Source organism: Rhodanobacter sp. BL-MT-08, from assembly GCF_054161255.1.
Map to the genome: position 1 here is coordinate 216,134 of NZ_CP167872.1, position 24,039 is coordinate 240,172.

Below are 24,039 nucleotides of genomic sequence, written 5' to 3' on the forward strand. Positions count from 1 at the left end.
CCTGCGAGGTTGCGCCGTTGTGCAGCTCAATTGCACCAATCCTACGCATTGCCCATCATGGTGCAATGAACAAGGCGGCGTGGCAGACATGGGCGGAGCAGATGAGGACCGGGCTGGTGTTGGTCGATGCGGAGCTGCGCCTGCTGTGGATCAATCGCGCGCTGGCGGAGTGGATCGAATTAGGCCCGCGCAGTGCGGTCGGCCAGCCGTTGGCGCTACTGCTGCGTGAGCCGGAATCGTTGGCGCTGGCGGCGCGGGTGCTGGTACAGCAGCGTCCGCTGCAGCTGCGTGGGCTGACGCTGTTCACCGCGGTGGGGCGCGAAACGCTGGTCGATATCGCGATCCAGCCGTTCGAGGCGGGTTTGCTGCTCGAGGTGCACGCATTGGCCGAACCGGCCGCCAGCGGTTCGCCGCTGTCCGCGACGCTGCGCGGTTTTGCACACGAGGTGAAGAATCCGCTGGCCGGTTTGCGCGGTGCGGCCCAGCTGCTGCAGCGTCGGGTCGGCACGGACGATCTGCAGTCGCTGGCCGGCCTGATCATCGACGAGGCCGATCGGCTGGCGGCGCTGGCCAATCGGCTGTTGCATCACGACGGCGCGCCGCAGTTTGGTGCGGTGAACATCCATCACCTGCTCGAGCGACTTGCCGATCTGCTGCGAGCCCAGCCGCAGCCGCTGCAGTTGAAGTACGACTACGACCCGAGCGTGCCGGATCTGCTCGGCGACGCCGATCGCCTGCAGCAGATCCTGCTCAACCTCGCGCGCAACGCGCAGGAGGCCGGCGCCAAAACGCTGACGCTGCGCACGCGCGTCGATCACGGCCTGCGCTGGGGCGACCGGGTGCTGCGCATGGCGCTGCGCATCGATGTGATCGACGACGGCCCCGGCGTGCCGGCGTCGCTGCGCGATACGTTGTTTCAACCGCTAGTATCCGGCCGGGCAGACGGCAGCGGCCTGGGCCTGGCCCTGTCCCGAGAAATCGCGCGCGAACACGGCGGCGAACTGCGCTATGTCAGCCGGCCGGGCGAAACCGTGTTCTCTTTGTATCTCCCGCTGGAACGCATACATGACTGATGAAATCTGGATTGCCGACGACGATCGCGGCGTGCGCTTCGTGCTGGCCGAAGCCCTGCGCGACGCCGGTCTGGCAGTGCGCGAATTTGGCGACGTCGGCGCCGTACGCGAAGCCTTGCGGGAGTCGCGTCCCGCGCTGCTGGTGACCGATGTGCGCATGCCGGGGGAAGACGGCCTGCAGCTGCTCGAAAATATGCAAAAGCAGGGTTTGGCACCGGTGATCGTGATGAGCGCTTACACCGACGTGGCAACGACAGCGGCGGCGTATCGCGCCGGCGCCGTAGATTATCTGGCAAAGCCCTTCGACCTCGATCAGGCGGTCGCCGCCGTGCAGCGCGCGCTGGAAAGCGTGCAGTCTCCCGCCGCGCCGCCGCAGATAACCAGCGTCGCCAATCACGCACTGATTGGCGAGAGCGCGCCCATGCGCGAGGTATTCCGGCTGATCGGCCGCATCGCGGCCAGCGATCTCAATGTGCTGGTCACCGGCGAAACCGGCACCGGCAAGGAGCTGGTCGCGCGCGCGCTGCATGAGGAAAGCGCGCGGCGCGGCAAACCGTTCGTGGCCTTGAACACCGCGGCGATTCCCAGCGAGCTGCTGGAAAGCGAGCTGTTCGGGCACGAGGCCGGCGCGTTTACCGGCGCGGTGCGGCGGGTATCGGGTCGGTTCGAACAGGCCGAGGGTGGCACGCTGTTTCTCGACGAGATTGGCGACATGCCGCTGGTGCTGCAGACGCGGCTGCTGCGCGTGCTGGCCGGCGGCGAATTCTATCGCGTCGGCGGGCGCGAGCTGATTCGCGGAAACGTGCGCATCGTCGCGGCCACGCATCAGGATCTGGCTACGCGCGTGGCCGTCGGGCAGTTTCGCGCCGACCTGATGCACCGACTCGACGTGGTGCGCATCGAGTTGCCGCCGCTGCGCACGCGCCGCGCGGACATCCCGATTCTGGCCCAGCATTTTCTGGCCAGCGCCGCACAAGAATTGAAACTTGCGCCCAAGCGCTTTTCGAAAGCGGCGCTGAAGGCGATCGCGCAGCGTGACTTTCCGGGCAACGTGCGTGAGCTGGAAAATCTCTGCCGCCGCATGGCGGTGATGGCGCGTGGCGCGGAAATTCTTCCGGCGGATCTGGGCGAGGTCAGCGGACAGCCGGCCGCCGGTGAGTGGACGGACGCGCTGCGAGAATGGGCATCTTCAGCGCTGGCCAACGACGAGAAGGACATCCATGCGCGCGCGCGCGATGCGCTGGATCAGACGTTGCTGCAGGCGGCGATGCAAAGCAGCGCGGGGCATCGGCAGAATGCCGCGCTGGCGCTCGGGATGGGGAGGAATACATTGACGCGGAAGTTGGGGGCGTCGAGGACGCGGCGGAGTTGATGGCTGTTGCCCCCTCTCCCCGCGGGGAGAGGGTTGGGGAGAGGGAGCTCTCGATATTTTTGTGAGCGTAGGGCTCTGCGAATATCCTGATTCTTAGAGCTTTCGCCCTCCTGCGGAGGGCGAGGTACTTCTCTTTTGCTTGTCCACACGTACGCGGTAGCGTGCGTGAACAGCGAAGCTGGCCCGAAGGGCGATGGGCGTAAGCCCGGAGTAAAAGAAAAGTACCCAAGAGAAAACGACATCCCACTTGGCGCTTGCCGGGCTTTGCCCGCCAAGTCCGTGAGCTGAGGCCGGGCTTTTCGACGGCGCATCCATGCACCGGCGAAAAGTGATCGGCGTCCTGCCGATCACCCTGCGGGCCTGTCGGCCTCAGCTCACCGCCGCACAGGGGTTGGAAATAGCGTCGCTGCGATCAACGTGCCGGGCAGGGCACGTTGCTGTACGCCATTTTCTCTAACCCAAAACGATATGTAACGTGTGAGTTTGGCCATCGTCAGCCAGCACCACGGATTGGTCGGCCGGCAGCGTTTGGCCGTCTAAATGGATTTGCTTGACGCCGTGGCTGACCTTGTCGGGGTTCTGCACCGTAATCTCGTAATGGGTGATGGCGCCGGATTTGCCGCGGTGCTGGTAGGCGATCTCGAAGCCGGGCCAGTGCTTGGGGATGCTGGGGTCGATCTGCAGGCGGTCGCCGTGTTTGTGGAAGCCGAGCACGGCTTCGATGCCGCCGCGGTAAAGCCAGGCGGCGGAGCCGGTGTACCAGGTCCAGCCGCCGCGGCCGACGTGTGGATCGACGGAGTAGACGTCGGCGCAGGCGGCGTAGGGTTCGACTTTGTAGCGGGCGATGGCGTCGGCGTTTTCGCTGTGGCGGATCGGGTTGAGCAGATCGAACTGCGCAGTGGCGCGATCGCCGTCGCCGAGGCCGGCCCAGGCGAAGATCGACCAGGTGGCGCCGTGCGTGTATTGGCCGCCGTTCTCGCGCACGCCCGGCGGATAGCCCTTGATGTAGCCGGGGTTTTCCTTGCCGTGATCGAACGGCGGGGTGAACAGCTTGGCGATCTTGTTCGGGTGATCGACCAGCAGCTTGTCGACCGAGGCCATCGCCTGCTCGGCGTGCGCGCGGTTCGGTGCGCCGGCGATGACGCTCCACGACTGCGCGATGGTATCGATCTGGCACTCGTCGCTGTCGCGCGAGCCCAGAGGCGCACCGTTGTCGTAGTAGCCGCGGCGGTACCACTCGCCGTCCCAGGCGTCTTCCAGCGCGCCGCGCATCTTGTCGGCGTAATCGCGCCAGCGTTTGGCCCGCTCGGTTTCACCGCGCAGTTCGGCGCGTGGTGCAAACAGGCCGATCGCCGCAATCGCCAGCCACGCCAGCCAGCTGCTTTCGCCGCGGCCGGCTTCGCCCACCGCGTTCATGCCGTCGTTCCAGTCGCCGGTGCCCATCAGCGGCAGGCCGTGCGCGCCCTGGGTCAGGCTGGAGTCGATGCCGCGCGCGCAGTGTTCGTACACCGAGACTTTTTCATCCGACGGCGACGGCAGGAAAAACGCGTCGCTGGCGCCGTCGGGAATGGCATCGCCCTTGAGGAAGGGCAGCAGCTCGTCCAGCACGGCCTCGTCGCCGGTGACGTCGACGTAGTGCGTGGCGACGTAGGACAGCCACAGACGGTCATCGCGTATCTTGGTGCGAATGCCCTGACCACCGGGCGGCAGCCACCAGTGCTGCACGTCGCCTTCGGCAAACTGGCGGCCAGCGGCGCGCAGCAGATGCTCGCGCGCCAGGTCGGGGCGGCTCACGCACAGCGCCATCACGTCCTGCAGCTGGTCACGGAAACCGTAGGCACCGCTGGCCTGGTAGTAGGCCGTGCGCGCCCACACGCGGCTGACCAGCACCTGATACGGCAGCCAGTGGTTGAGCATCACGTCCATCGCGCGATCGGGGGTTTTTACCTGCACCGTGTCGAGCAGGCCGTTCCATTGCGCGCCGACGTCGGCCAGCACGCTGTCGATGTCGACGCCGCGATAGCGCTTCACCAGCGCCTGCGCATCCGCTTCGGAGGCGGCATCGCCCAGCGCGAAGACGATATCGATTTGCGTATCGGCCGGCAGTTCGACGGTGGTTTGCAAGGCGCCGCAGGGATCGAGTCCGGCGCCCACGCGGCCCGACAGCGGCGCGCTGCTGCTCAGCGCGGCCGGGTTGTCGACGGCACCGAGTTCGCCGAGAAACTCGGTGCGGTCGCCGCTGAAAGACTGCTGCTGGCCGCCGAGATCGATAAACGCCACGCGGTCGCCGAAATCGCTGCGCCAGGCGTTGCGCGCAAACAAGGCGCCGGTCGCGTCGTCGCGCGCGGTGACCACGAACGGCGCGGGCGTGGTGCCGTTCGAACCCAGCGCCCATTCGACATAGCCGGTGACGGAAAGGCGGCGCGTGCGGCCGGAGTGGTTGCTCAGGCGCAGCCGCGACAGCTTGATCGAATCGACGGTCGGCACGCACTGGGTCAACTCGGTTCCGATACCGTGCGCGTCGTTGACGAAGCGCGTCCAGCCCTTGCCGTGCGTCACGGAATAGTTCGCGTCGACCACGCGCACGGGCAGGGCGGTGGCGCTCCACACGTCGCGGCTTTCTTCGTCGCGCAGATACAGAACGTCGTGCGGGCTGTCGCTGACTGGATCGTTCGGCCACGGCGTCAGCGGATTCTGCTGGCTGTTGAGCGACCAGGCGTAGCCGCCGCCCTCGGCCGAGACGATAAAGCCGAAGTTCGGGTTCGCGATCACGTTGACCCACGGTGCCGGCGTGGGACGCTGCGGATCAAGGTCGATGCGATACGCGCGGCCGCCATCGACGAAGCCACCGTGGCCGTTGGCGAACTCCAGCGTCGACGGCGTGCTGGTCGCGGTGATCGGCTGGCTGGCGCGAATAGCGGCAGCGGCGGACCCCGACCGTGCAGGCGCTGCTGCGGCGTCGCTATCGCCGGCGATCTTGTCGCCCAGCACCACGCGCGCCACCGTCAGCAGGCCGTTGCGCAGGTTGTCGTCGATCGCACTGTCCTTCAAACAGAACGCTTCGGCCTTGGGCGCGGCGCTGTCCTGCTTCAGCAGCGCTTGCTGCGCGCCGATCAGCGGATCGAGTTTGCCCTGCAAGGCGTCGGCGTCTTTCGCGGCGTTCAACACTACGACGTCGACGGCCAGGCGCTGGCTGCGCCACAGCGTTTGCGCCAGCAGCAGGTCCTGCACCTGCACCAGCGACGCGTCGTTTTCCAGCCGCAGCAGCACGATCGGGCGATCGCCCGAAATGCCGGCGCCCCACAGCGTCGGCGGGCCGCCGCGGCCGCGCACAAGGGCGGCTGGCGCCGCGCGCTGCGAGGCATCGCTGCTGAGCAGGGCAGACATCCAGTGGGCAAAGCGCGACACCTTCGCATCGTCGATGGCGAGGCGCTGCTGCTCGGCCTCGGCGCGTTTGCTCGCGCCGTCGAACAACGCGTCGGCGGCCTTGGCGTCACTTACGCGCGAGGCCAGCGCCTGCACGCCTTCGCGCGAGTCGGCCAGCTGCGTCCACAGCAGCAGGGTGACGCTGCTGCCGGGCTCCAGCGTCACATGCTGACGCAGGGCGAACACCGGATCGAGCACGCAGCCGGTGGTGCCGGACAGGTGGGCGCCGCTCTGCATCGCCTGCGCGTTGTGCAGCGTGCGGCAGCGGCCGATAAAGCGCGAACGGTCGGTGTCGAATTCGGCGGTGGCCGGCTGGCCTTCGATCTGCAGCGCCTGGGCGGCCCATACCTTGGCCTCGCTGGTGGCGCGGCGGCGGCGCGTGGCCAGCAGCAGATGATTCGATGCATCCCAGTCGGTCTGCACGAACATCTTGGAGAACGCCGGGTGCGCGTTGTCCGCGCCGATCGGGCCGATCACCACTTCGGCATAGGCGGTGACCGAGAGCGTGCGCGGCTTTCTGCCGCTGTTGGTCAGGGTCAGACGGCGCAACTCGACGTCGGCATCGCTGGCCACGGCGACGTCGAGTTTGCTGTGGATGCCGTCGTAGTGGCGGTCAAAGGTGGCGCGACCCGGCGCAAAAGCCGCCGTGTCCTCGGCGCTGCCGTTGCCGCACGGCTGCTGGGTGGGCGACCACAGTGCGCTGCTGTCCTCGTCGCGCAGCAAAAGGTAGCTGCCCCAGGGATCGCGCGTGGCGTCCTCGCGCCAGCGCGTCACCGCCATGTCGTGCCACTGGCTGTAGCCGGAGCCGTGTACGTTCAGCATCACGCTGTAGTTGCCGTTCGAAAGAAGGTGCGCGCGCGGCGCGGTGCGCGGCTGGGAGGTTGAGCGGGATGACATGGGCGATGGAACTCCTGCGCGATCGGCGGGTACGGGGTGCCGCAACCGGCGTAGCGTACGTCCGCAGCGGGCTAACATCGCGTGAAGTCCGCGGCGACCGTGACGGTCGAAGCGGCGACGATGCGTCATTGGCACTGGATCGGAAACGCTCAGTCCACGCAGCGATATCGACGGGCGCCGCGGTTTTACACGCATTACATGCACCCAAGCGCATGATCATGGGCTTGTTCGCCACCCAAACCACGCCGCCGACGCGTCGGCACGAGACGATGCAAAATGGCATGCTGCAAAATGCACCCGTCCACAGCGTGTCGAACGCAGTAAGCGCGCCGTGGTCGATGGATGCATCAGCGACAACAGATTATTGGCTTGCCGGAATCCCACGCAATGACCCAGTTACCCACGCTCACGGATGAGGCGATGTTGGACCAGCTGCAGCAGGCGGCGTTTGGCTACTTTCTTGACACGGTGAATCCGGACAACGGCCTGGTGGCCGATACCTCGCGGGAAAACTCGCCGGTCAGCATCGCCGTGGTGGGCTTTGCGCTGTCGTGCTATCCGATCGCCGTGGAGCGGGGCTGGATGAAGCGCGCCGACGCGATAAAACTCAGCGTGGCCGCGCTGCGCTTTTTCCGTGACAGCGACCAGAGCGGCGCCCCCGATGCCACCGGCTACAAGGGCTTCTACTACCACTTCCTGGACATGAAAAAGGGCACGCGGGTGTGGCAGTCCGAGCTGTCGATGATCGACACCGCGCTGCTGATCGCCGGCGCGCTGACGGCGGGCCAGTACTTCACCGCCGACACGCCGCAAGAAATTGAGCTGCGCGAGCTGGTCGATTTTCTCTATCGCCGCGTGGACTGGCTGTGGTCGCAGGACGGCGGTGGCACCATCCGGCAGGGCTGGAAACCGGAGAGCGGTTTTTCTGCACTACGGCTGGGAGGGTTACAGCGAGGCGATCGTGTTGTACGCCATGGCGATGGGCTCGCCCACGCACCCGATCAAGGCCGATTGCTACACGGCGTGGACCGCGACGTATCAGTGGGAAAACCTGTACGGCCACGACTATCTCTACGCCGGCCCGCTGTTCGTGCATCAGTTCTCGCATGCGTGGGTCGACATGCGCGGCATCCGCGATCCGTTCATGCGCGAAAAAGATTCCGACTACTTCGAGAACAGCCGCGCCGCGGTGTATATCCAGCGCCGCTACACCCAGCTCAATCCGCACGAGTTCGTCGGCTATGACGAAAACTGCTGGGGCCTGTCTGCCTGCGATGGTCCGACCGACGCACAGTCAGACGCCACCAGTCCCGATCACCGCCTGTTCGGCTATGCAGGCCGCGGCGTGCCCTACGGCCCCGACGACGGCACGCTGTCCGCACCGGCCGTGCTGGCGTCGCTGCCGTTCGCGCCGGAGCTGGTGATGGAAGCGATGCGCAACATGCTGATGCGGTTTCCGCAGATGATGGTCGACAACCGCCTCGCCAGCAGCTTCAACCCCTCGGTGCCTGTCGACGGCCAGCCGTGGATTTCCAACGGTTATTACGGGCTCGATCAGGGCATCGTGGTGATGATGATCGAGAACCACCGCAGCGGCCTGATCTGGCAGCTGATGCGCAGCAACCCATACATAGCCGACGGGCTGCGCCAGGCCGGCTTCGACGGCGGCTGGCTGCAAGCCCCTGCGGCCGAAGGAGCACGCTGATGTCGCCGCCGTTCGATGCCACCATCACCACACCGCAGGACGCCTGGGAAGACAAGCGCGTCGCCGATCTGCATCCGGCGGCCTGGGCCAATCCCAAGCCGGCCGATCGCTATCAGCTGGTAATCGTCGGCGCCGGCTCGGCCGGCGTCGCGGCGGCCGAGCTGGCCATCGCCATGGGTCTGAAGGTGGCGCTGATCGAGCGCCACTTTATCGGCGGCACCTGCCTCAACACCGGCTGCGTGCCGTCCAAGGCGTTGATCCGCACCGCGCGGCTGTATGCCGACATGCGCAACGCGGCGCGTTACGGCGCCAAGGCGGACAACATCGAGGTCGACTTCACCGCCGTGATGGATCGGGTGCGGCGCATCCGCAGCCATCTCAGCGGCGGCTCGTCGGTGCGGCAGATGGCCAAGCTTGGCGTCGACATGTTTTTCGGCAACGTACGCTTTACCGGCGACGACACGCTGATGGTCAACGAGCTCACGCTGCGCTTCGGCAAGGCGCTGATCGCGACCGGCACGCGCCCGCACATTCCCGACGTGCCGGGCCTGCGCGAGGCGGGTTTTCTCACCAATGCCACCGTGTTCAACCTCACCGAGCTGCCCAAGCGGCTGCTGGTGATCGGCGGCGGCCCGGTGGGCTGCGAGCTGGCCCAGGCGTTTCGCCAGCTCGGCTCCAAGGTCACCATCGTGCAGGACAAGCCGCTGTTCCTCGAACGCGAGGAGCGCGACGCCGCGCAGATTCTCTCCGACGCGTTCGGTCGCGACGGCATCGAGGTGCGTCTCAACACCACCGCCACCGCCGTGCGCACGGAGAACGGCGCCAAGCAGGTCGACCTGATCAGCGCCGATTACAAAAGCACGATCGAGGTCGACGCCATTCTCACCGGCGTGGGCCGCGTGCCCAACGTGCAGGGACTGGATCTGGAAAAGGCCGGTATCAAGTACGATGCCAAGAAGGGCATCACCGTCGATGATTTCCTGCTCACCAGCAACCCGCGCGTCTACGCCGCCGGCGACGTCTGTCTCGAAGACCAGTACACCGATACCGCCGCCGCGTCGGCGCGCATCGTGGTCAACAACGCCTTCATGCGCGGGCGCATGCGCCTGAGCGAACTTGTCATCCCGTGGTGCACGTACACCGATCCGGAAATTGCGCACGTCGGCCTGTACGTGCGCGAGGCCAACCTCATGGGCATTCCGATCAAGACGTTTACGGTGCCGATGCACCAGATCGATCGCGCGGTGGCCGATAGCGAAGAGGGCGGCTTCGTCAAAATCCACGTGCGCGAGGGCACCGATACCATTCTCGGCGCCACCATCGTGGCGCGCCATGCCGGCGAGATGATCAACGAGATCACCCTGGCGATGGTCGCCAAGATCGGCCTGACCACGCTGGCGCGGGTGATCCACGCCTATCCCACACAGGCCGAAGCGATCCGCGAGGCGGCCAAGGCGTACGGCCGCACGCGCATCACCTCACGCCTGCGTGCGCGCCTGCAGAAATGGCTGGCGCGCACGACGTAGCAAGTTTCTGCGATCACGCCGGCTTATCGACGGCGTGAATAGACTGCGCGCTGTAGCAACGCGAATTTTTCCTCTCCCCAACGCATTACGTAAAGGACATCCGATGGAACTTGGCATGGTGGGTCTCGGCAAAATGGGCGCCAATATGGCGGAACGTCTGATCAAGGGCGGCCACAAGGTGATCGGCTTCGATCCGAACGCCGACGCACGCACGCTGCTGGTGTCCAAGGGCGCCGGCGAAGCCGATTCACTCGAAGCGCTGGTCAAGGCCCTGCCCGCGCCGCGCGTGGTATGGGTGATGGTGCCGTCGGGCAAGATCACCGACGACACGGTCGACACGCTGTACAAGCTGCTGTCCGAAGGCGACACCGTCATCGACGGCGGCAACTCCAATTACAAAGACACGCAGCGTCGCGCGGCCTCGTACGTCGACAAGAAGATCAACTACGTCGACTGCGGCACCAGCGGCGGCGTATGGGGTCTGGCCGAGGGCTACAGCATGATGGTCGGCGGCGACGAGAAAGTCGTCGATGCGATCAAGCCGATCTTCGAAACGCTGGCGCCAGGCAAGGATAAGGGCTGGGGACGCGTCGGTCCGGTCAGCTCCGGTCATTACACCAAGATGGTCCACAACGGTATCGAGTACGGCATGATGCAGGCGTATGCCGAGGGCTTTTCCATCCTCAAGCACAAGACCGAATTTGGCCTCGACCTGAAGCAGGTCGGCGAAATCTGGCGTTACGGCAGCGTGGTGCGCTCGTGGCTGCTCGACCTCACCACCGACGCGCTGGGCAAGAACCCGGACATGAAGGGCATCGCCCCGTACGTGGTCGATTCGGGTGAAGGCCGCTGGACGGTCGACGCGGCGATGGAGCTGAGCGTATCCGCCCCGGTCATCACCCTGTCCCTGATGGAACGCTATCGCTCGCGCGATAACGACTCCTTCGCCGACAAGCTGCTGGCGTCGATGCGCAACGAATTCGGCGGCCACGAGATCAAGAAAGAAGGCTGATTAAACTTGCCCGATGCCGACCACACGTCGGCGTCAAAACGCAGGTTGGCGCTGAGCAACGCGAAGCCCAACAGGTATGAAGCGAAGTCATGATGTATCGCCTCGTGCCGGTTGGGCTTTTTGTTGGGCTTCGCTACGCTCAGCGCCAACCTACGCGAACGTCATGCCGCATCGCTGTTTCAGTGCAGATAATTCAGCGCATCGCGTTCTGCGAATTAAAGGTATCCAACGCCGGTTGGCCCCGAGCAAACGCCGCTGCCGAAACGTAGGTTGGCGCTGAGCAAAGCGAAGCCCAACGGGTACGAAGCGATGTCATTCGGATCGCCTCGTGCCTATGGGGCTTTTTGTTGGGCTTCGCTACGCTCAGCGCCAACCTGCGTCGCTGCCTCAATCTCCACACTCGCACCGATGCAACGACGGTCAGGGCGGGTCACACCCCGCCGCGATACGTGCTGGGACCGAAGGGCGCCGCGGCAAACTCCGCCAGCGCCTCGGCCATTTCAGAGAACGCGCGCAGCGCGGGATAGTCAGCCGCCAGCACGACATCTGGCACCATCTCCTGGGCGAATTTCCATGCAACGGCGGTGGTGATGCCGGCCTGATCGATCGTGCTGCCGGTAACGGCGGGTGTTCGATCCCGAAAGGACGATTCAAGCGCATCGTAAGCGGCCAGTAGCTGTCCGGTAACGCGTTCCACCCACGGCGCGTGCTGCTTTTCGGCCGGCCGAAGCTTGCGCTCATAAACAATCTGCACGCTTTTCTCGCAGGCGGCCAGCGCCAGTCCGATGAGGCGCAGCGAATGCCGCAGTTCGTCGGTGTCTGTCGGCATCAAAGTCCTCCCCGAGCCTCCGATCACCTCGGCATATTGCAGAATCAACGTTGAATCGATCAGCACCTCGCCGTCGTCGCAGATCAGCGTCGGCGCCTTCACCAGCGGATTGATTCGCTGAAACTCGTCGAAGCCGCCGAACACCGACAGCGACTGGTGCTCGAAGGGGATGCCAAGCAGCTGCAGCGAGATAGCCACGCGGCGCACGTAGGGCGAGTCGAGCATGCCGATCAGTTTCATGGGATTCCTTTGCGTAGGTATAGAATGGAAATGACAGAGCTGCTCGTCTTGCGCAGCGTCCCGCGCTCATCCCAATCGCAGAAGCCTTCTCACCGCCGGCAGATTGCGCCGGCTGATTTCCGGGCTCATTTCCGTGCCGTCCAGACGCGCGAGCACGCGGCCGTCGCCGAGGGTTTTCAGTCCCAGCAATCGCGCCGGTGGCACGAGGCAGTTGCGGTGCAGGCGGATGAGCTGGTTCGGGTAGGTTTCTTCCAGCTGGCGCAGCGATTCTTCGATCAGCAGCTCGCCGCGACGGTGCTGTACGGCGACGTATTTTTCGTCGGCGAGCAGGTAGATCACTTCGTCGAGGGCAATGCGCACTTCTTCACCGCGCAGGCGTCCGTGCAGGTATTTGGTCGGCTCGCGGGTTTGATCGGCGAGCCGGCGTTCGGCGCGCTGCAGGGCATCGCGCAGGCGTTCGAGCCGCACGGGCTTGAGCAGGTAATCGACGGCGCCGAGTTCGAATGCCTGCAGCGCGTGCGCTTCGTAAGCGGTGCAGAAGATCACCTGCGGCCGCGCGCGACCGGCGAGGCGCTGGGCCAGCGCGGTGCCGTTGAGTCCGGGCATGTTGATGTCCAGCAGCAGGATGTCCGGCTGCTGTTCGCCGATCGCTGCGAGCGCGCTTTCGCCGTCGCCGACGCTGCCGACGATGTCCGTGCCGGCGCATTCGCCGACCAGCGCGGCCATGCGCGCGCGTGCCAGCGGTTCGTCATCGACGATCAGTACGCGCATCGCGGCTTTGCTCGGAGGGTTGAGGCATGGGGAGATAAAGTTTTACAACGAAGCGCGCGCCGTCGGGTCCGCTCTGTGCGCCGGCGTCCACGCGCGCCAGCGGCCCGTAACGATAGGCCACGCGCTGGCGCACATTGTCCAACCCGTGGCCGTTACCCGGTTCGGCGGCGGTTTCCGGCAGCGGATTGATGATTTCAACGATGAGCATCTGCTTATCGATCGTGCCGCGCAGCGTCACCTCGCCACCACCGACCAGCGGCTGGATGCCGTGGCGCACGGCGTTCTCCACCAGCGGCTGCAGCAGCAGGCGCGGCAGGGGAAAGTTTTCCGGTAGCGCGGCGATATCGCGCTGCACGCGCAGTCGATCGCCCAGGCGCAGCTGCTCTATCGCCAGATAGCGCTCGATCAGCGCCAGCTCGTCGCCCAGCGTGCCGTCGTCGTTGTTGTGCTGGCCCAGCGCGGCGCGAAACAGTTCGGACAGATCTTCCACCGTGCGCTCGGCCGCATCGGGGTCGACGCGGATCAGCGCCGCCACCGTATTCATGCTGTTGAAAAGAAAGTGCGGGCGGATGCGCGCCTGCAGCGCATCGACCTGCGCGCGCGTCACGGCCGCCAGCCGCGCCTGCCACTGCGCCTGCACGTAGAAATAGCGCAGCATCGCTGCGCCGAGCAGCGCCGCGATGGCCACGTTGTCCCGTACAAACACGCCGCTGCTGTCGGTACCCAGCTGCATTTGCAGCGCTACATCGAGCCAGTGGGCCACGCTGCTGGCGGCCAGCACGATCAGCACGATCAGCAGCCACACCGCCGCATAGGGAAAGTGCCCGGGCAGGCGCTGCAGCAGGGTGCGCAGCTTGCACAGCGCCACGGCAATCACCAGCGCCAGCCACGTCACGAACAGCATGCCGACGCTGTAGCTGGCCCAGTCGCGCTGGCCGGTGCGCGACAGCCACATCACCGTCACCGTGAGCGCCCCGACCACGATCAGCGCGAATAGCGCCGGCAACCGGCAAAAGTCCGGCAGCGGGCTCTGCTCGACGCGTTCGCGCGGGCGGCTGGCGAGTGGGGGCAACGTCATGCAAGCAAGTATGCCGCATGAGCGTGGCCGGCTTGATGGGGTGATGAATCCAGCACGCGCCGCGGATGCAGGGCTTGACCCTGCCGGCCATGGGCTCATTCGATCGGTCGCTTTCGTGGCGCAAAACCGCCGTTCCGTCGATCGGTAGCCCGGAGACAGGAAAGCGTCGCTGGCTACTTTACCCGCTGCCCGATCCAGTCGCGCAGGTCGGCGATCTCCTGCGGATTGACGGCGTGCAGCATCGGATAGGTGTGCCAGTCGACGTGGTAACCCAGCGCCTGCAGCCGGTCGCGCGAATCCAGGCCGCGCTGCAGCACCACCACCGGATCGGCCAGTCCGTGCCCCCAGAAAATCGGCGTCGCCGCATTCGACGCGTGGCGCTCGGCGGCCAGGGTGGTATGCAGCGGCAGATAGGTCGACAGCGCGATGATGCCGGCGAGCGTCTGTGCATGGCGCAGCCCCGCCGACAGCGCGATGGCGCCGCCCTGCGAAAAGCCGGCCAGCAGAATACGTTCGCTCGGTACGCCGCGGCTGTGTTCGCGCGCGATCAACGTTTCCACTTCGCCCACCGAGGCGCGCATGCCGGCCTCGTCCTGTTTGGCGTTGAGATCGAACGCGGCAATGTCGTACCACGCGCGCATCGACATGCCGTTGTTGATCGTCACCGGCCGCACCGGCGCGTGCGGAAACACAAAGCGCAGCGCCGGCCAGCCCGGCGCCACCAGCTGCGGCACGATCGGCGCAAAGTCGTGCCCGTCAGCGCCCAGCCCATGCAGCCAAATCACGCTATGGGTCGGGTTGGCGGCGGTTTCCTGTTCGACGGTCGGCAACGGCATGGGCGGCGCACTTTTGAAAAGTAAAGCGCGATGGTAGCAGCCGCCGCGCTGTCGTCCGAACCATGCGTCAGCGCATCGGCGCCTGCCTGTTATTTCGCCTCGAGCCCCAGTTCCTGCGCGAAAAAGGTCAGCATGATCGCGGTATCGCCGACGCGCTGGCTGAAGGGCGCGCCGATGCCGTGGCCGGCGTTGACGCGCGTCAGCAGCAGGATCGGCCGGTCCGAGGTGGTGGCGTTCTGCAGCGCCGCGGTGAACTTGCGCGACTGCCACGGCGCCACGCGCGGATCGTTGGCGCCCGTCGTCATCAGCACGGCGGGATAGGCGGTATGCGGCTGCACGTTCTGCAGCGGCGAATAGGCCAGCGTGGCCTTGAACTGCGCCGGATCGCTGACCGTGCCGTATTCGCTGACATTGTACGCGCCGTTGGCGAAATCGGTTTCGTGGCGGATCACGTCGTAGATGCCGACCATCGACACCACCGCACGATAGTCCCCCGGATGCTGCACCAGCGACGCACCCATCAGCAGCCCGCCGTTGCTGCCGCCGAGAATGCCCAGGTGCGCGCGGTCGGTCCACTGCGTGTCGAACAGCGCCAGCGCGGCCGCGTGGAAATCGTCGAACACGTTCTGCTTGTGCAGCTGCTGGCCCTGCGCATGCCACGCTTCACCGAACTCGTTGCCGCCGCGGATGTTGGCGTATGCCAGCACCCCGCCGCGTTCCAGCCACGCGAGCTTGGCGCCGACGAAACCGGGCGCCACCGGAATACCGAAACCGCCGTAGCCGTAAAGTATGGTCGGCCGCTTGCCGTTCGGCGTGATGCCGCGCATCGCGATCACCGTCACCGGCACATGGCTGCCGTCGGGCGAGAGGCCGTCGATACGCTGTACTTCGATGTTCGAATAATCGGCCGCGGGCTTCACTTCAAATACGGTCTTCAGGCGGCCGCTGTGCGCGTCGTATTCGGCCCAGCGCGAGGGCGTGGTCCAGCCGCCGTAGCTGATCAGCGCCTGATTCTGGCCGGGCTCGGCAGCGATGGCGCCAACGCCGATGCCGTGGGCCGGCAGCGGCAGGCGACGCACGAACCGGGCGTTGCCGTCGTACTGCTCCACCCACCAGTCCGGCCCCCAACTGCGCGTCACCAGGAATCCGCTGGCGATCGGTTCCACGCCCTGAATTGCGCCTTCGCGCTCCCCCAGCACCTCGCTCACGGCGCCCTGCGGGTCGACCGCCAGCAGCTTGCCGCGCGGCGCGTCGGCAAAGCTCACCACGAACAGCCGCTGGCCGATCCACGCCGCCGTGCGCACATTCGCTTCACCGCCGACGATCTTTTTCCACTGCGCGCCATCGCGTAAATACACCTCGGCCGGGCCGCCGTCGCCGACGTTGGCCAGCACCGCGAGCTGCTGCGCGCCCGGCGAGCTGAGCAGGCGATATTCGGCCACGCGCGAATAGCCCTGGCCGAATACCACGGTGTCGCTGGCCGCCGGCTGACCCAGCGCGTGATGCGCCAGAGTGGCGTCGAACTGCCTGACCTCGGCCTTGCCCTGCGGCGGCACAAAGCGCACGTAGGTAAAGCCTTTTTCGTCGGCGTCCCAGGTCAGCCCCTGCGGTGTGGTGCCGCCGCCGGCCCAGGGCAGCGCATCGGCCAGCACCTTGCCGGTGGCGACATCCAGCACATGGATGGTGGTCAGCTCGCTGCCGCCCTCGGCGGTGCCGTAGGCCAGATAGCGCGCCCGCGGCGACGGCCAGTAGTTGGTAATGGCGGTGGTGCCGCCGTTGGCATTGAGATCGACCAGCGCGCGCGGCTTGCCGTTCGGCCACGGCTGCGCCATCAGCAGCGGCTGCGGTTGCGGCGGCGTTTCCTGCAGGTAGAACAGCGTGCCGTGGGCCAGCAGCGGGTCGGAACGCGTGGTCGAGGTGATCGCCGGCTGCTGCACGCGCGCGGTCATCGCCTTGCCGTCCGGCATGGCGGCCAGCACCGCTTCGGTATGCGCGTTTTGTGCGGCAATCCATTGCTGCACCGTTGGATCGTTGGCGTTCTCCAGCCAGCGGTAGGCATCATTGACGCGCGTGCCGTGCAGCACGCTGGCGTCCTTGCCCTGCGGCGTGGAGGGAGGTATCGATACCGGTCGGCGGTGGTCGATTAGCGACACGTCTCGCGCTGGTGGAGCGGCGGCGGGTTGCACCTGCGCAGCGCACCACGAACTTGCGCCGAACAGCGCCGCGGAGACAACGATCAGGCGAACGAAGACCAGGCGCATGCCCTTTACTCAGTGACCATAGACGCCACAGCGTACTGCGGCGTCGCCTGGCGTGCAGCGATGTCGACCCTGACTTCTGGCACGGGTGGGCATGCATGGCCGTCGCGCTCGGCTATGCTGATTTTTCTCATCGTTGCCCTCCGTGGAGACTGCCCCATGCGTCGACTGCTGCTTGCCGGCCTTATCGCTTTTGCTGTGCTGCCCGCCGCAGCCGTTACGCCGCCCGCCGGTGGCGCGCTCGACCTGGAAACCATCATGGCCAACCCGGACTGGATCGGCCATCCGGTCGAGATGCCGTACTGGAGCGTAGACGGCCGCAGCATTTATTACTCGCTCAAACGCGACGGCAGCCCCGTGCGCGATCTGTACCGCGTCGATGCGGCCAGCGGGCAGAGCACCAAGCTCGATCCCGCTGCGATGGCGCAGGCCGAAGGCCCAGCGGTATTCGATCGCACCCATCGGCATGCGGCATATGTGATGCATGGCGATATTTTCGTAGTCGATATCGGCAGCGGTCGGCGCACCCAGGTCACGCGCACGCCGCAGGAGGAGTCCTCACCCCAGTTCTCCGCCGACGGTCGGGCGCTGCAGTTTCGCGACGGCAATGACTGGTACAGCTATGACCTCGCAAGCGGCGGCACGTCGACCGCCGCGGTGCTGAAATTCGCCGATGATCCGCAGGCCAAGAAAACCGACGAGCTGGGCGACCTGCAGCTGCATCTGTTCAAGACCCTGCGCGACATCAAGGCCGACAAGCAGGCGCTGAAAGATGAAGATAAGGCGCTCGACGCTGCCGATCCCGGCCGCGCGCCGGCGCCTTTCTTTCTCGGCGACAAGTCGGAGGCCGTCGACACCGAGCTGTCGCCCGATGGCCGCTGGCTGCTGGTGGTCACCGCGCCGAAGGGGTATGACGAAGGCAAGCATCCGGTGGTCAACCACTACGTGACCGAGAGCGGCTACACCGAGCCGAAGGAAGCGCGCACCTACGTCGGCCACAACGATCCGGCGCCGCAGTCGCTGCTGCTGCTCGACCTGCGCCAGCACCAGAGCTACCCGCTGGCCACCGACGGTCTGCCCGGCATCAAGGACGATCCGCTGAAGGCGCTGCGCGCGCAGACCGTTGCCGCGCTGGAGAAAGCCGGCAAGTCCGACGAGGCCAAGGCCTTGAAGGCGCCCGACGTGCGCGGCGTGCGCGTGGTCGGCAGCCCGGAAGACGGCGGTGGCGGCGGCATCGCCTGGAGCGACGACGGCAGCCAGCTCGCCGTGCAGGTGCGCGCCAACGACAACAAGGATCGCTGGATCGCCAGCGTCGACTTCGGCACGCACACGCTGGTCAACCAGCAGCGCCTCACCGACGCTGCGTGGATCAACTGGAACTTCAACGATTTCGGCTGGCTCAAGGACAACCGCACGCTGTGGTATCTGAGCGAGCACACCGGCTACTCGCAGCTCTACAGCAAGCCGCTCGACGGCAAGGCCACCGCGCTGACCACCGGCAAGTTCGAGGTCAGCCATCCGCTGCTCAGCGACGACGGCCAGTGGTTCCACGTCCGCACCAACCAGGTAGCGCCTTACAGCTACGACGTCTACCGGCTGCCGGCGAAGGGCGGTGCGCTGACCCGCGTCACGCAGTACCAGGGCATGGACGATTTCAAACTCTCGCCCGACGGCAGGCAGCTGGCCGTGCTGCATTCGTCTCCGTACGTCTTTGCCCAATTGGCCGTCCAGCCGTCCGCCGGTGGCGGCGGTCACGACCTGACCAACACCATCAAGCCGGCCTACGCGGAGCATGCCTGGATCGCGCCGAAGATCGTCGAGATTCCCTCCAGTCACGGCGCCGGCGTGATCTACGCGAAGTACTACGGGCCGGCCGACGAAAGCGAGGCGGCCAAGCGTCCGGCGGTGTTCTTCGTGCATGGCGCCGGCTACCTGCAGAACGTCACGCTGTCGTCGACCTACTACTTCCGCGAACAGATGTTCCACAACCTGCTGGTGCAGCAGGGTTACGTGGTGCTGGACATGGACTACCGCGCCTCCGAAGGCTACGGCCGCGCGTGGCGCACCGCGATCTACCAGCACATGGGCCACCCCGAGCTGGAAGACCTGCTCGACGGCAAGGCGTGGCTGGTGAAAAATCACAGCGTCGATCCCAAGCGCGTCGGCATCTATGGCGGCAGCTACGGCGGCTTCATGACCGAGATCGCCCTGCTGCGCGCACCCGGCGAGTTCGCCGCCGGCGCCGCGCTTCGCCCGGTCTCCGACTGGACCAGCTACAACGACGACTACACCGCCGACATCCTCAACACGCCGCAGCTCGACCCCGCGGCCTACAAGGCCAGCTCACCGATCGAATACGCCGACCAGCTGCGCGATCCGCTGCTGATCGAACACGGCCTGATCGACGACAACGTGATGGCCAGCGATTCGATCCGCCTGTATCAGCGCTTCATCGAACTGCACAAAAAGAATTTCTGGATCTCGCTGTATCCGCTGGAGCGGCATGGGTTTGTCCATGCGGACGATTGGCATGACGAGTATCGGCGAATCGATGAGTTGTTTGAGACGTATTTGAAGCCCTCATCGGCGTCGCCGGGTCACTGATACAAAAATCGGCTCAGACCGAAATGCTTGAAACTTCGATATCTACTTCAAGGAGAGATGAAAGATGCGCATCCGTACGATAGGTTTTCTTGCACTAATTCTCACGACCAGCCCCGTTTTCGCAGCCGATACGCCGCCGAGTGACGCATCGATACAAGAGCTGTTTAAGGTGATGCAGACGCACAAGCTGCTCGACGGAATGATGGGGCAGATGGATGGCTTGTTGCGCAAATCCGTACAACAGAGCTTGGCGGGGAGGGAACTCGATGCAGGAGAGCAAAAAATCATCGACGAGCAAATTGCAAAGATGAACGCACTGATGCAACGGGCATTGGCTTGGCAGAATATGGAGCCTACGTATGAGGCCATCTATAAAAAATCGCTGTCGCAAAAAGAGGTAAATGACATGGTGGCTTTCTACAAAACGCCATCCGGGCAGGCAGTGGTAGTGAAGATGCCAATGCTGATGCAGCAGGCCATGCAAATGACGCAGGAAAAATTGACTGTTCTGATGCCCGATATCCAGAAGATTGGAGAAGAGACAACGACCCGTCTGAAGGCGTACGAGGCAAATAAGTCACAAGCGCCGGCAAACTCCACAAGCGTCGCTAAATAACAAAGACGGCGAAGGCCGTTCCAGGCCGCATCGTATTCATGTCGTTTGAAGCGATACAAGCTTTCGTCCTCCTACGGACGTCGAGCCACTCTCTCTTGCGTCGCCGTTGAAAAGCAAAAGAGACGTTGCTCGCCCTCCGCAGGCGGGCGAAACGCCGCTTTGACAGTGGACTTTTCTCCCCCGCGCTGATCGTCGACAGCTTGTACATGATAGGAATCACCGGTCGATGAATCTCGCACTCTTTGATTTCGACGGGACGATCACCACAAGGGGAACGTTCCCGGGCTTCATGCGTGTCGCAGTTCTGCCCGCAAAACGCGCTGTGGGAAACGTTCTTTTTGCCCCGCTAGTTCTCGGCTACAAGCTCGGTTTCATCTCAGGCAGCGATATTCGCGCCCGAGTTACGCGGTTTGCATTTCGTGGCGTAGCTGCGGATGAGGTGCGTCGGGCCGGGCAGGAGTTTGCCCGAGACGTATTACCGGATTTGCTGCGGCCCTCGGCGATTGAAAGAATTCAGTGGCACAAGAATCAGGGCGATGTCGTTGTGATTGTGTCCGGCGCGTTCGATGTCTATCTATCGCCCTGGTGCGCGCAACATCAGCTGGACCTCATCTGTTCGCAGTTGGAAGTCGTCGTCGGCACGCTGACAGGTCGATACCGCGGAGCGCAATGCGTCAACGCGGAGAAGTCCAGACGTATTCGAGAGAAATACGATCTCGAGAAATTCCTCAATGTGTATGCCTACGGAGATACAAAAGAAGATATGGACATGCTGAACTTAGCCACGGAGCGTTATTTCCGCTGGGAAAAATGCCCTGAATGAGCTATGCGGTCATCTGCGATGCGCAAGCGAGCCTGCTCTTGCTCTACCAAACCCCTGTGCGGCGGTGAGGTTAGGTCGACAGGCCCGCAGGGGGATCGGCATGGATGCCGATTCCTTTTCGTCAGGGCAGGAGCCCTGTCGAAAAGCCCGGCCTCGGCTCACGGACTTGACGGGCGCAGCCCGGCAAGCGCCAAGTGGGGTGGCCTTTCTCTTGGTCACTTCTCTTTGGCCACGCAAAGAGAAGTGACTCGGCCTCCGAAGGAGGACGAAAGCTCTGCTTCTAAAAAACACATCAACCGCGAAAAGCCAGAGCGTCCCTCTCCCCGACCCTCTCCCCAATAAAGCTTGGGGAGAGGGGGCTAAAGCGAAAAGCCCGAGGCGAAATTCCGGCCGGCGAAAAATCAGAGCGAGCGTAGCCCCGCCGCCTCGCGCGCCAACAACTCAACCGCAGCCCAATCCCCCGCCGCCAACCTGTCCGCAGGCGTCAACCACGACCCGCCCACACAAAGCACATTCGTCAACGCCAGAAAATCCGGCGCACTGGCCAGACTGATGCCGCCGGTGGGGCAGAAACGCGCCTGCGGCAGCGGACTGGCCCAGGCGCCGAGCAGCTTGGTGCCGCCGGCCGGCACGGCCGGGAAAAATTTCAGGAAGCGATAGCCGCGCTCCAGCAAGGTCATCACCTCGCTGGCTGTGGCCGCGCCGGGCAGTAGCGGCACGTCGCTGTCATCGACGGCGTCGAGCAGTTTTGGCGAGACGCCGGGCGATACGGCAAAGCGCGCGCCGGCGTGGCGGGCGGCTTCCAGATCGCGCGCGGTCAGCACGGTGCCGGCACCGATCACGGCGCCTTCCACTTCGGCGGCGATCGCGCGGATCGCGTCGAGCGCGGCCGGCGTGCGCAGCGTGACTTCGATCGTGGGTATGCCGCCGGCGACCAGGGCGCGCGCCATCGGCACGGCGTCGCGCGCGTTGTCGATGATCACCACCGGAATCACCGGCGCCAGCCGCATAAGGGTTTCGACCTGCTGCTGCTTGTGTTCGATGCTGCTCATGAAATCGCTCGCGGAAAGTTGGAAAGGGAGTGGCTGCGCGCTGGTCGCGAAACGATCAAAGCACGCCGGCGCCAAGGTCGGCCGTGGTCGCCGCCTGCCGGAACAGGCCGAACAGTTCGCGGCCCATACCGCTGTGCTGGGCGGACAGATCCGCATGTTGCGGCAGACGCGCGTCAAGTTCGTGCGTTTCCATCAGGACGTCCAGACGTCCATTCACCGCATCGAGGCGGATGATGTCGCCATTGCGGATCTTGGCGATATTGCCGCTGGCCACGGCCTCGGGCGTGACGTGGATGGCCGCTGGCACGCGGCCGGAGGCGCCGGACATGCGGCCGTCGGTGAGCAGGGCGACGCGGTAGCCGCGATCCTGCAGCAGGGCCAGCGTCGGGGTGAGCTTGTGCAGCTCCGGCATGCCGTTGGCCTGCGGGCCCTGGAAGCGCACCACCGCAATGAAGTCGCGGTTGAGCTCGCCGCGCTTGAACGCTTCGCCGACTTCGTCCTGATCGTGAAACACCACGGCGGGCGCCTCGATGATCAGTCGATCGTCGGGCACCGAGGACACCTTGATCACGGCGCGGCCGAGATTGCCCTGCAGCATGCGCAGGCCGCCGTCGTGGCGGAACGGTTCGTCCATGCCGCGCAGCACACCGCGATTGCCGTTCTGCTTGGAGACCGGCGTCCAGCGCAGCGCGCCGCTGTCGTCGAGCTGCGGAATTTGCGTATAGCCGTCCATACCGCTGCCGAAGACGGTCTGCACATCGGCGTGCAGCAAGCCAGCGCCGAGCAGCTGATCGATCAGGAAGGCCATGCCGCCGGCCTGGTGGAACTGGTTCACGTCGGCGTAGCCGTTCGGATACACGCGGGCCAGCAGCGGGATCACGCCGGAGAGCGCGTCGAAATCGTCCCAGCGCAGCTGGATGCCGGCCGCCTGCGCAATGGCGACGAGGTGCAGCAGATGATTGGTTGAGCCACCGGTGGCGTGCAGGCCGATCACGCCGTTGATGATGGCGCGCTCGTCGATGATGCGGCCGATTGGCAGGTAGTTGTCGCCGAGCGCGCCGAGCGCGTTGACCCGGCTCACGATGTCGGCGGTGAGCGCGTCGCGCAGCGGCGTGTCGGGCGGCTCGAAGCTGGCACCGGGCAGGTGCAGGCCCATGATCTCCATCAGCATCTGGTTGGAGTTGGCGGTGCCGTAGAAGGTGCAGGTGCCGGGGCTGTGATACGAGGCGGCCTCAGCCTCGAGCAGCTCGGCCTTGCCGGCCTTGCCCTCGGCATAAGCCTGTCGGACCTTGGTCTTTGCTTCGTTGGGAATGCCGCTGGGCATCGGGCCGGACGGCACAAACGCGCCGGGCAGGTGGCCGAAGCTCAGCGCGCCGATCAGCAGGCCGGGCACGATCTTGTCGCAAATGCCCAGGTACAGCGCGCCGTCGAACATGTCGTGCGACAGCGCGATGGCGGTGGCCATGGCGATCAGGTCACGCGAAAACAGCGACAGCTGCATGCCGGCCTGACCCTGGGTCACGCCATCGCACATGGCCGGCACGCCGCCGGCGACCTGGGCGGTGAAGCCGGCGTCGCGCGCGATCTGGCGGATCAGTGCCGGATAGCGCTCGTACGGCTGATGCGCCGAGAGCATGTCGTTGTACGAGGTGACGATGGCGAGGTTACCGCGCAGGCCGTTGCGCAGCGCGTCCTTGTCGTCCGGACCGCAGGCGGCGAAACCGTGCGCGAGGTTGCCGCAGGACAGGCGCGCGCGGTGAGGGCCGCCGCGATCCACCGCGTCGATGCGCTGCAGATACGCTGCGCGCGTTTCGCGGCTGCGTTCGCGCAGGCGTTCGGTGACTTCGGCAACCACGGGATGCAGCGTGTTCATTTCAGGACTCCGTAACAGGTAGTGCGGTGGAAGCGGTTTATGCAGGGC

General features: G+C 65.3%; 16 protein-coding genes. 8 read left to right on the top strand and 8 right to left on the bottom strand.

The features are described from left to right. Positions 1-65 precede the first annotated feature (65 nt). Together ACDK93_RS00965 and ntrC are read left to right on the top strand one after the other, a co-directional pair. On the top strand, positions 66-1,073 hold the full coding sequence (locus ACDK93_RS00965) for a two-component system sensor histidine kinase NtrB (RefSeq protein ID WP_458070721.1): 1,008 nt from the start codon (positions 66-68) through the stop codon (positions 1,071-1,073). After that, positions 1,066-2,445 (top strand): nitrogen regulation protein NR(I), encoded by a 1,380-nt coding sequence (ntrC, locus tag ACDK93_RS00970; protein ID WP_458070722.1) that lies wholly within the window; start codon positions 1,066-1,068, stop codon positions 2,443-2,445. The genes ACDK93_RS00965 and ntrC overlap by 8 nt, the downstream gene beginning before the upstream one ends. 453 nt (positions 2,446-2,898) lie before the next feature. On the opposite strand, the gene ACDK93_RS00975 is transcribed toward ntrC, so the two are convergent. Further along, a complete protein-coding gene (locus ACDK93_RS00975) occupies positions 2,899-6,768 on the bottom strand; it encodes a GH36-type glycosyl hydrolase domain-containing protein (RefSeq protein WP_458070723.1) in 3,870 nt (1,289 codons plus the stop codon). 979 nt (positions 6,769-7,747) lie between these two features. On the opposite strand from ACDK93_RS00975, the gene ACDK93_RS00980 reads away from it, so the two are divergent. The 3 genes from ACDK93_RS00980 (at position 7,748) to gnd (ending at position 11,011) form a co-directional block, all read left to right on the top strand. After that, complete coding sequence (locus ACDK93_RS00980) at positions 7,748-8,473, top strand: glucoamylase family protein (RefSeq protein WP_458072311.1); 726 nt, start codon at positions 7,748-7,750, stop codon at positions 8,471-8,473. Next, complete coding sequence (locus ACDK93_RS00985; protein WP_458070724.1) at positions 8,473-9,999, top strand: mercuric reductase; 1,527 nt, start codon at positions 8,473-8,475, stop codon at positions 9,997-9,999. The genes ACDK93_RS00980 and ACDK93_RS00985 overlap by 1 nt, the downstream gene beginning before the upstream one ends. A gap of 103 nt (positions 10,000-10,102) precedes the next feature. Beyond that, complete coding sequence (gene gnd, locus ACDK93_RS00990) at positions 10,103-11,011, top strand: phosphogluconate dehydrogenase (NAD(+)-dependent, decarboxylating) (RefSeq protein WP_458070725.1); 909 nt, start codon at positions 10,103-10,105, stop codon at positions 11,009-11,011. A gap of 430 nt (positions 11,012-11,441) precedes the next feature. Here the strand turns inward: gnd and ACDK93_RS00995 are convergent, their stop codons facing one another. The 5 genes from ACDK93_RS00995 to ACDK93_RS01015 form a co-directional block, all read right to left on the bottom strand. Then, positions 11,442-12,080: a glutathione S-transferase gene (locus tag ACDK93_RS00995; protein WP_458070726.1), complete on the bottom strand. Its 639-nt coding sequence runs from the start codon at positions 12,078-12,080 to the stop codon at positions 11,442-11,444. A 66-nt stretch (positions 12,081-12,146) separates the two neighbouring features. Continuing rightward, positions 12,147-12,851, bottom strand: a complete 705-nt coding sequence (locus ACDK93_RS01000) for a LytR/AlgR family response regulator transcription factor (RefSeq protein ID WP_458070727.1) — start codon at positions 12,849-12,851, stop codon at positions 12,147-12,149. Next, the gene (locus ACDK93_RS01005) at positions 12,829-13,929 is read right to left on the bottom strand and encodes a sensor histidine kinase (protein WP_458070728.1); all 1,101 of its coding nucleotides are present in this window, start codon (positions 13,927-13,929) and stop codon (positions 12,829-12,831) included. Before ACDK93_RS01005 ends, ACDK93_RS01000 begins: the two co-directional genes overlap by 23 nt. Positions 13,930-14,102: 173 nt before the next feature. Further along, entirely contained in the window at positions 14,103-14,765 is a 663-nt protein-coding gene (locus tag ACDK93_RS01010) for an alpha/beta hydrolase (protein ID WP_458070729.1), read from the bottom strand. Positions 14,766-14,854: 89 nt separating this feature from the next. Beyond that, positions 14,855-17,026 carry a prolyl oligopeptidase family serine peptidase gene (locus tag ACDK93_RS01015; RefSeq protein WP_458070730.1) on the bottom strand — a complete coding sequence of 724 codons (2,172 nt, stop codon included), beginning with the start codon at positions 17,024-17,026 and terminating at the stop codon, positions 14,855-14,857. Between the two features lie 156 nt (positions 17,027-17,182). On the opposite strand from ACDK93_RS01015, the gene ACDK93_RS01020 reads away from it, so the two are divergent. The 3 genes from ACDK93_RS01020 (at position 17,183) to ACDK93_RS01030 (ending at position 21,066) form a co-directional block, all read left to right on the top strand. Further along, positions 17,183-19,627, top strand: coding sequence for a S9 family peptidase (locus ACDK93_RS01020; protein WP_458070731.1), 2,445 nt, complete (start codon positions 17,183-17,185; stop codon positions 19,625-19,627). Positions 19,628-19,691: 64 nt separating this feature from the next. Beyond that, positions 19,692-20,243 carry a DUF2059 domain-containing protein gene (locus ACDK93_RS01025; protein WP_458070732.1) on the top strand — a complete coding sequence of 184 codons (552 nt, stop codon included), beginning with the start codon at positions 19,692-19,694 and terminating at the stop codon, positions 20,241-20,243. 226 nt (positions 20,244-20,469) lie between these two features. Further along, positions 20,470-21,066, top strand: coding sequence for an HAD family hydrolase (locus ACDK93_RS01030; protein WP_458070733.1), 597 nt, complete (start codon positions 20,470-20,472; stop codon positions 21,064-21,066). Between the two features lie 401 nt (positions 21,067-21,467). On the opposite strand, the gene eda is transcribed toward ACDK93_RS01030, so the two are convergent. Both eda and edd read right to left on the bottom strand, forming a co-directional pair. After that, positions 21,468-22,118: a bifunctional 4-hydroxy-2-oxoglutarate aldolase/2-dehydro-3-deoxy-phosphogluconate aldolase gene (gene eda / locus ACDK93_RS01035; RefSeq protein WP_458070734.1), complete on the bottom strand. Its 651-nt coding sequence runs from the start codon at positions 22,116-22,118 to the stop codon at positions 21,468-21,470. 55 nt (positions 22,119-22,173) lie between these two features. Continuing rightward, positions 22,174-23,991 (bottom strand): phosphogluconate dehydratase, encoded by a 1,818-nt coding sequence (gene edd / locus ACDK93_RS01040; protein ID WP_458070735.1) that lies wholly within the window; start codon positions 23,989-23,991, stop codon positions 22,174-22,176. Between the last annotated feature and the right edge of the window lie 48 nt (positions 23,992-24,039).

What these genes read in the sequence shown, in the direction of transcription:
- ACDK93_RS00965 (WP_458070721.1), top strand. Translation starts at nt 66, where the DNA reads ATGAACAAGGCGGCGTGGCAGACATGGGCGGAGCAGATGAGGACCGGG.
- ntrC (WP_458070722.1), top strand. Translation starts at nt 1,066, where the DNA reads ATGACTGATGAAATCTGGATTGCCGACGACGATCGCGGCGTGCGCTTC.
- ACDK93_RS00975 (WP_458070723.1), bottom strand. Translation starts at nt 6,768, where the DNA reads ATGTCATCCCGCTCAACCTCCCAGCCGCGCACCGCGCCGCGCGCGCAC.
- ACDK93_RS00980 (WP_458072311.1), top strand. Translation starts at nt 7,748, where the DNA reads ATGGGCTCGCCCACGCACCCGATCAAGGCCGATTGCTACACGGCGTGG.
- ACDK93_RS00985 (WP_458070724.1), top strand. Translation starts at nt 8,473, where the DNA reads ATGTCGCCGCCGTTCGATGCCACCATCACCACACCGCAGGACGCCTGG.
- gnd (WP_458070725.1), top strand. Translation starts at nt 10,103, where the DNA reads ATGGAACTTGGCATGGTGGGTCTCGGCAAAATGGGCGCCAATATGGCG.
- ACDK93_RS00995 (WP_458070726.1), bottom strand. Translation starts at nt 12,080, where the DNA reads ATGAAACTGATCGGCATGCTCGACTCGCCCTACGTGCGCCGCGTGGCT.
- ACDK93_RS01000 (WP_458070727.1), bottom strand. Translation starts at nt 12,851, where the DNA reads ATGCGCGTACTGATCGTCGATGACGAACCGCTGGCACGCGCGCGCATG.
- ACDK93_RS01005 (WP_458070728.1), bottom strand. Translation starts at nt 13,929, where the DNA reads ATGACGTTGCCCCCACTCGCCAGCCGCCCGCGCGAACGCGTCGAGCAG.
- ACDK93_RS01010 (WP_458070729.1), bottom strand. Translation starts at nt 14,765, where the DNA reads ATGCCGTTGCCGACCGTCGAACAGGAAACCGCCGCCAACCCGACCCAT.
- ACDK93_RS01015 (WP_458070730.1), bottom strand. Translation starts at nt 17,026, where the DNA reads ATGCGCCTGGTCTTCGTTCGCCTGATCGTTGTCTCCGCGGCGCTGTTC.
- ACDK93_RS01020 (WP_458070731.1), top strand. Translation starts at nt 17,183, where the DNA reads ATGCGTCGACTGCTGCTTGCCGGCCTTATCGCTTTTGCTGTGCTGCCC.
- ACDK93_RS01025 (WP_458070732.1), top strand. Translation starts at nt 19,692, where the DNA reads ATGCGCATCCGTACGATAGGTTTTCTTGCACTAATTCTCACGACCAGC.
- ACDK93_RS01030 (WP_458070733.1), top strand. Translation starts at nt 20,470, where the DNA reads ATGAATCTCGCACTCTTTGATTTCGACGGGACGATCACCACAAGGGGA.
- eda (WP_458070734.1), bottom strand. Translation starts at nt 22,118, where the DNA reads ATGAGCAGCATCGAACACAAGCAGCAGCAGGTCGAAACCCTTATGCGG.
- edd (WP_458070735.1), bottom strand. Translation starts at nt 23,991, where the DNA reads ATGAACACGCTGCATCCCGTGGTTGCCGAAGTCACCGAACGCCTGCGC.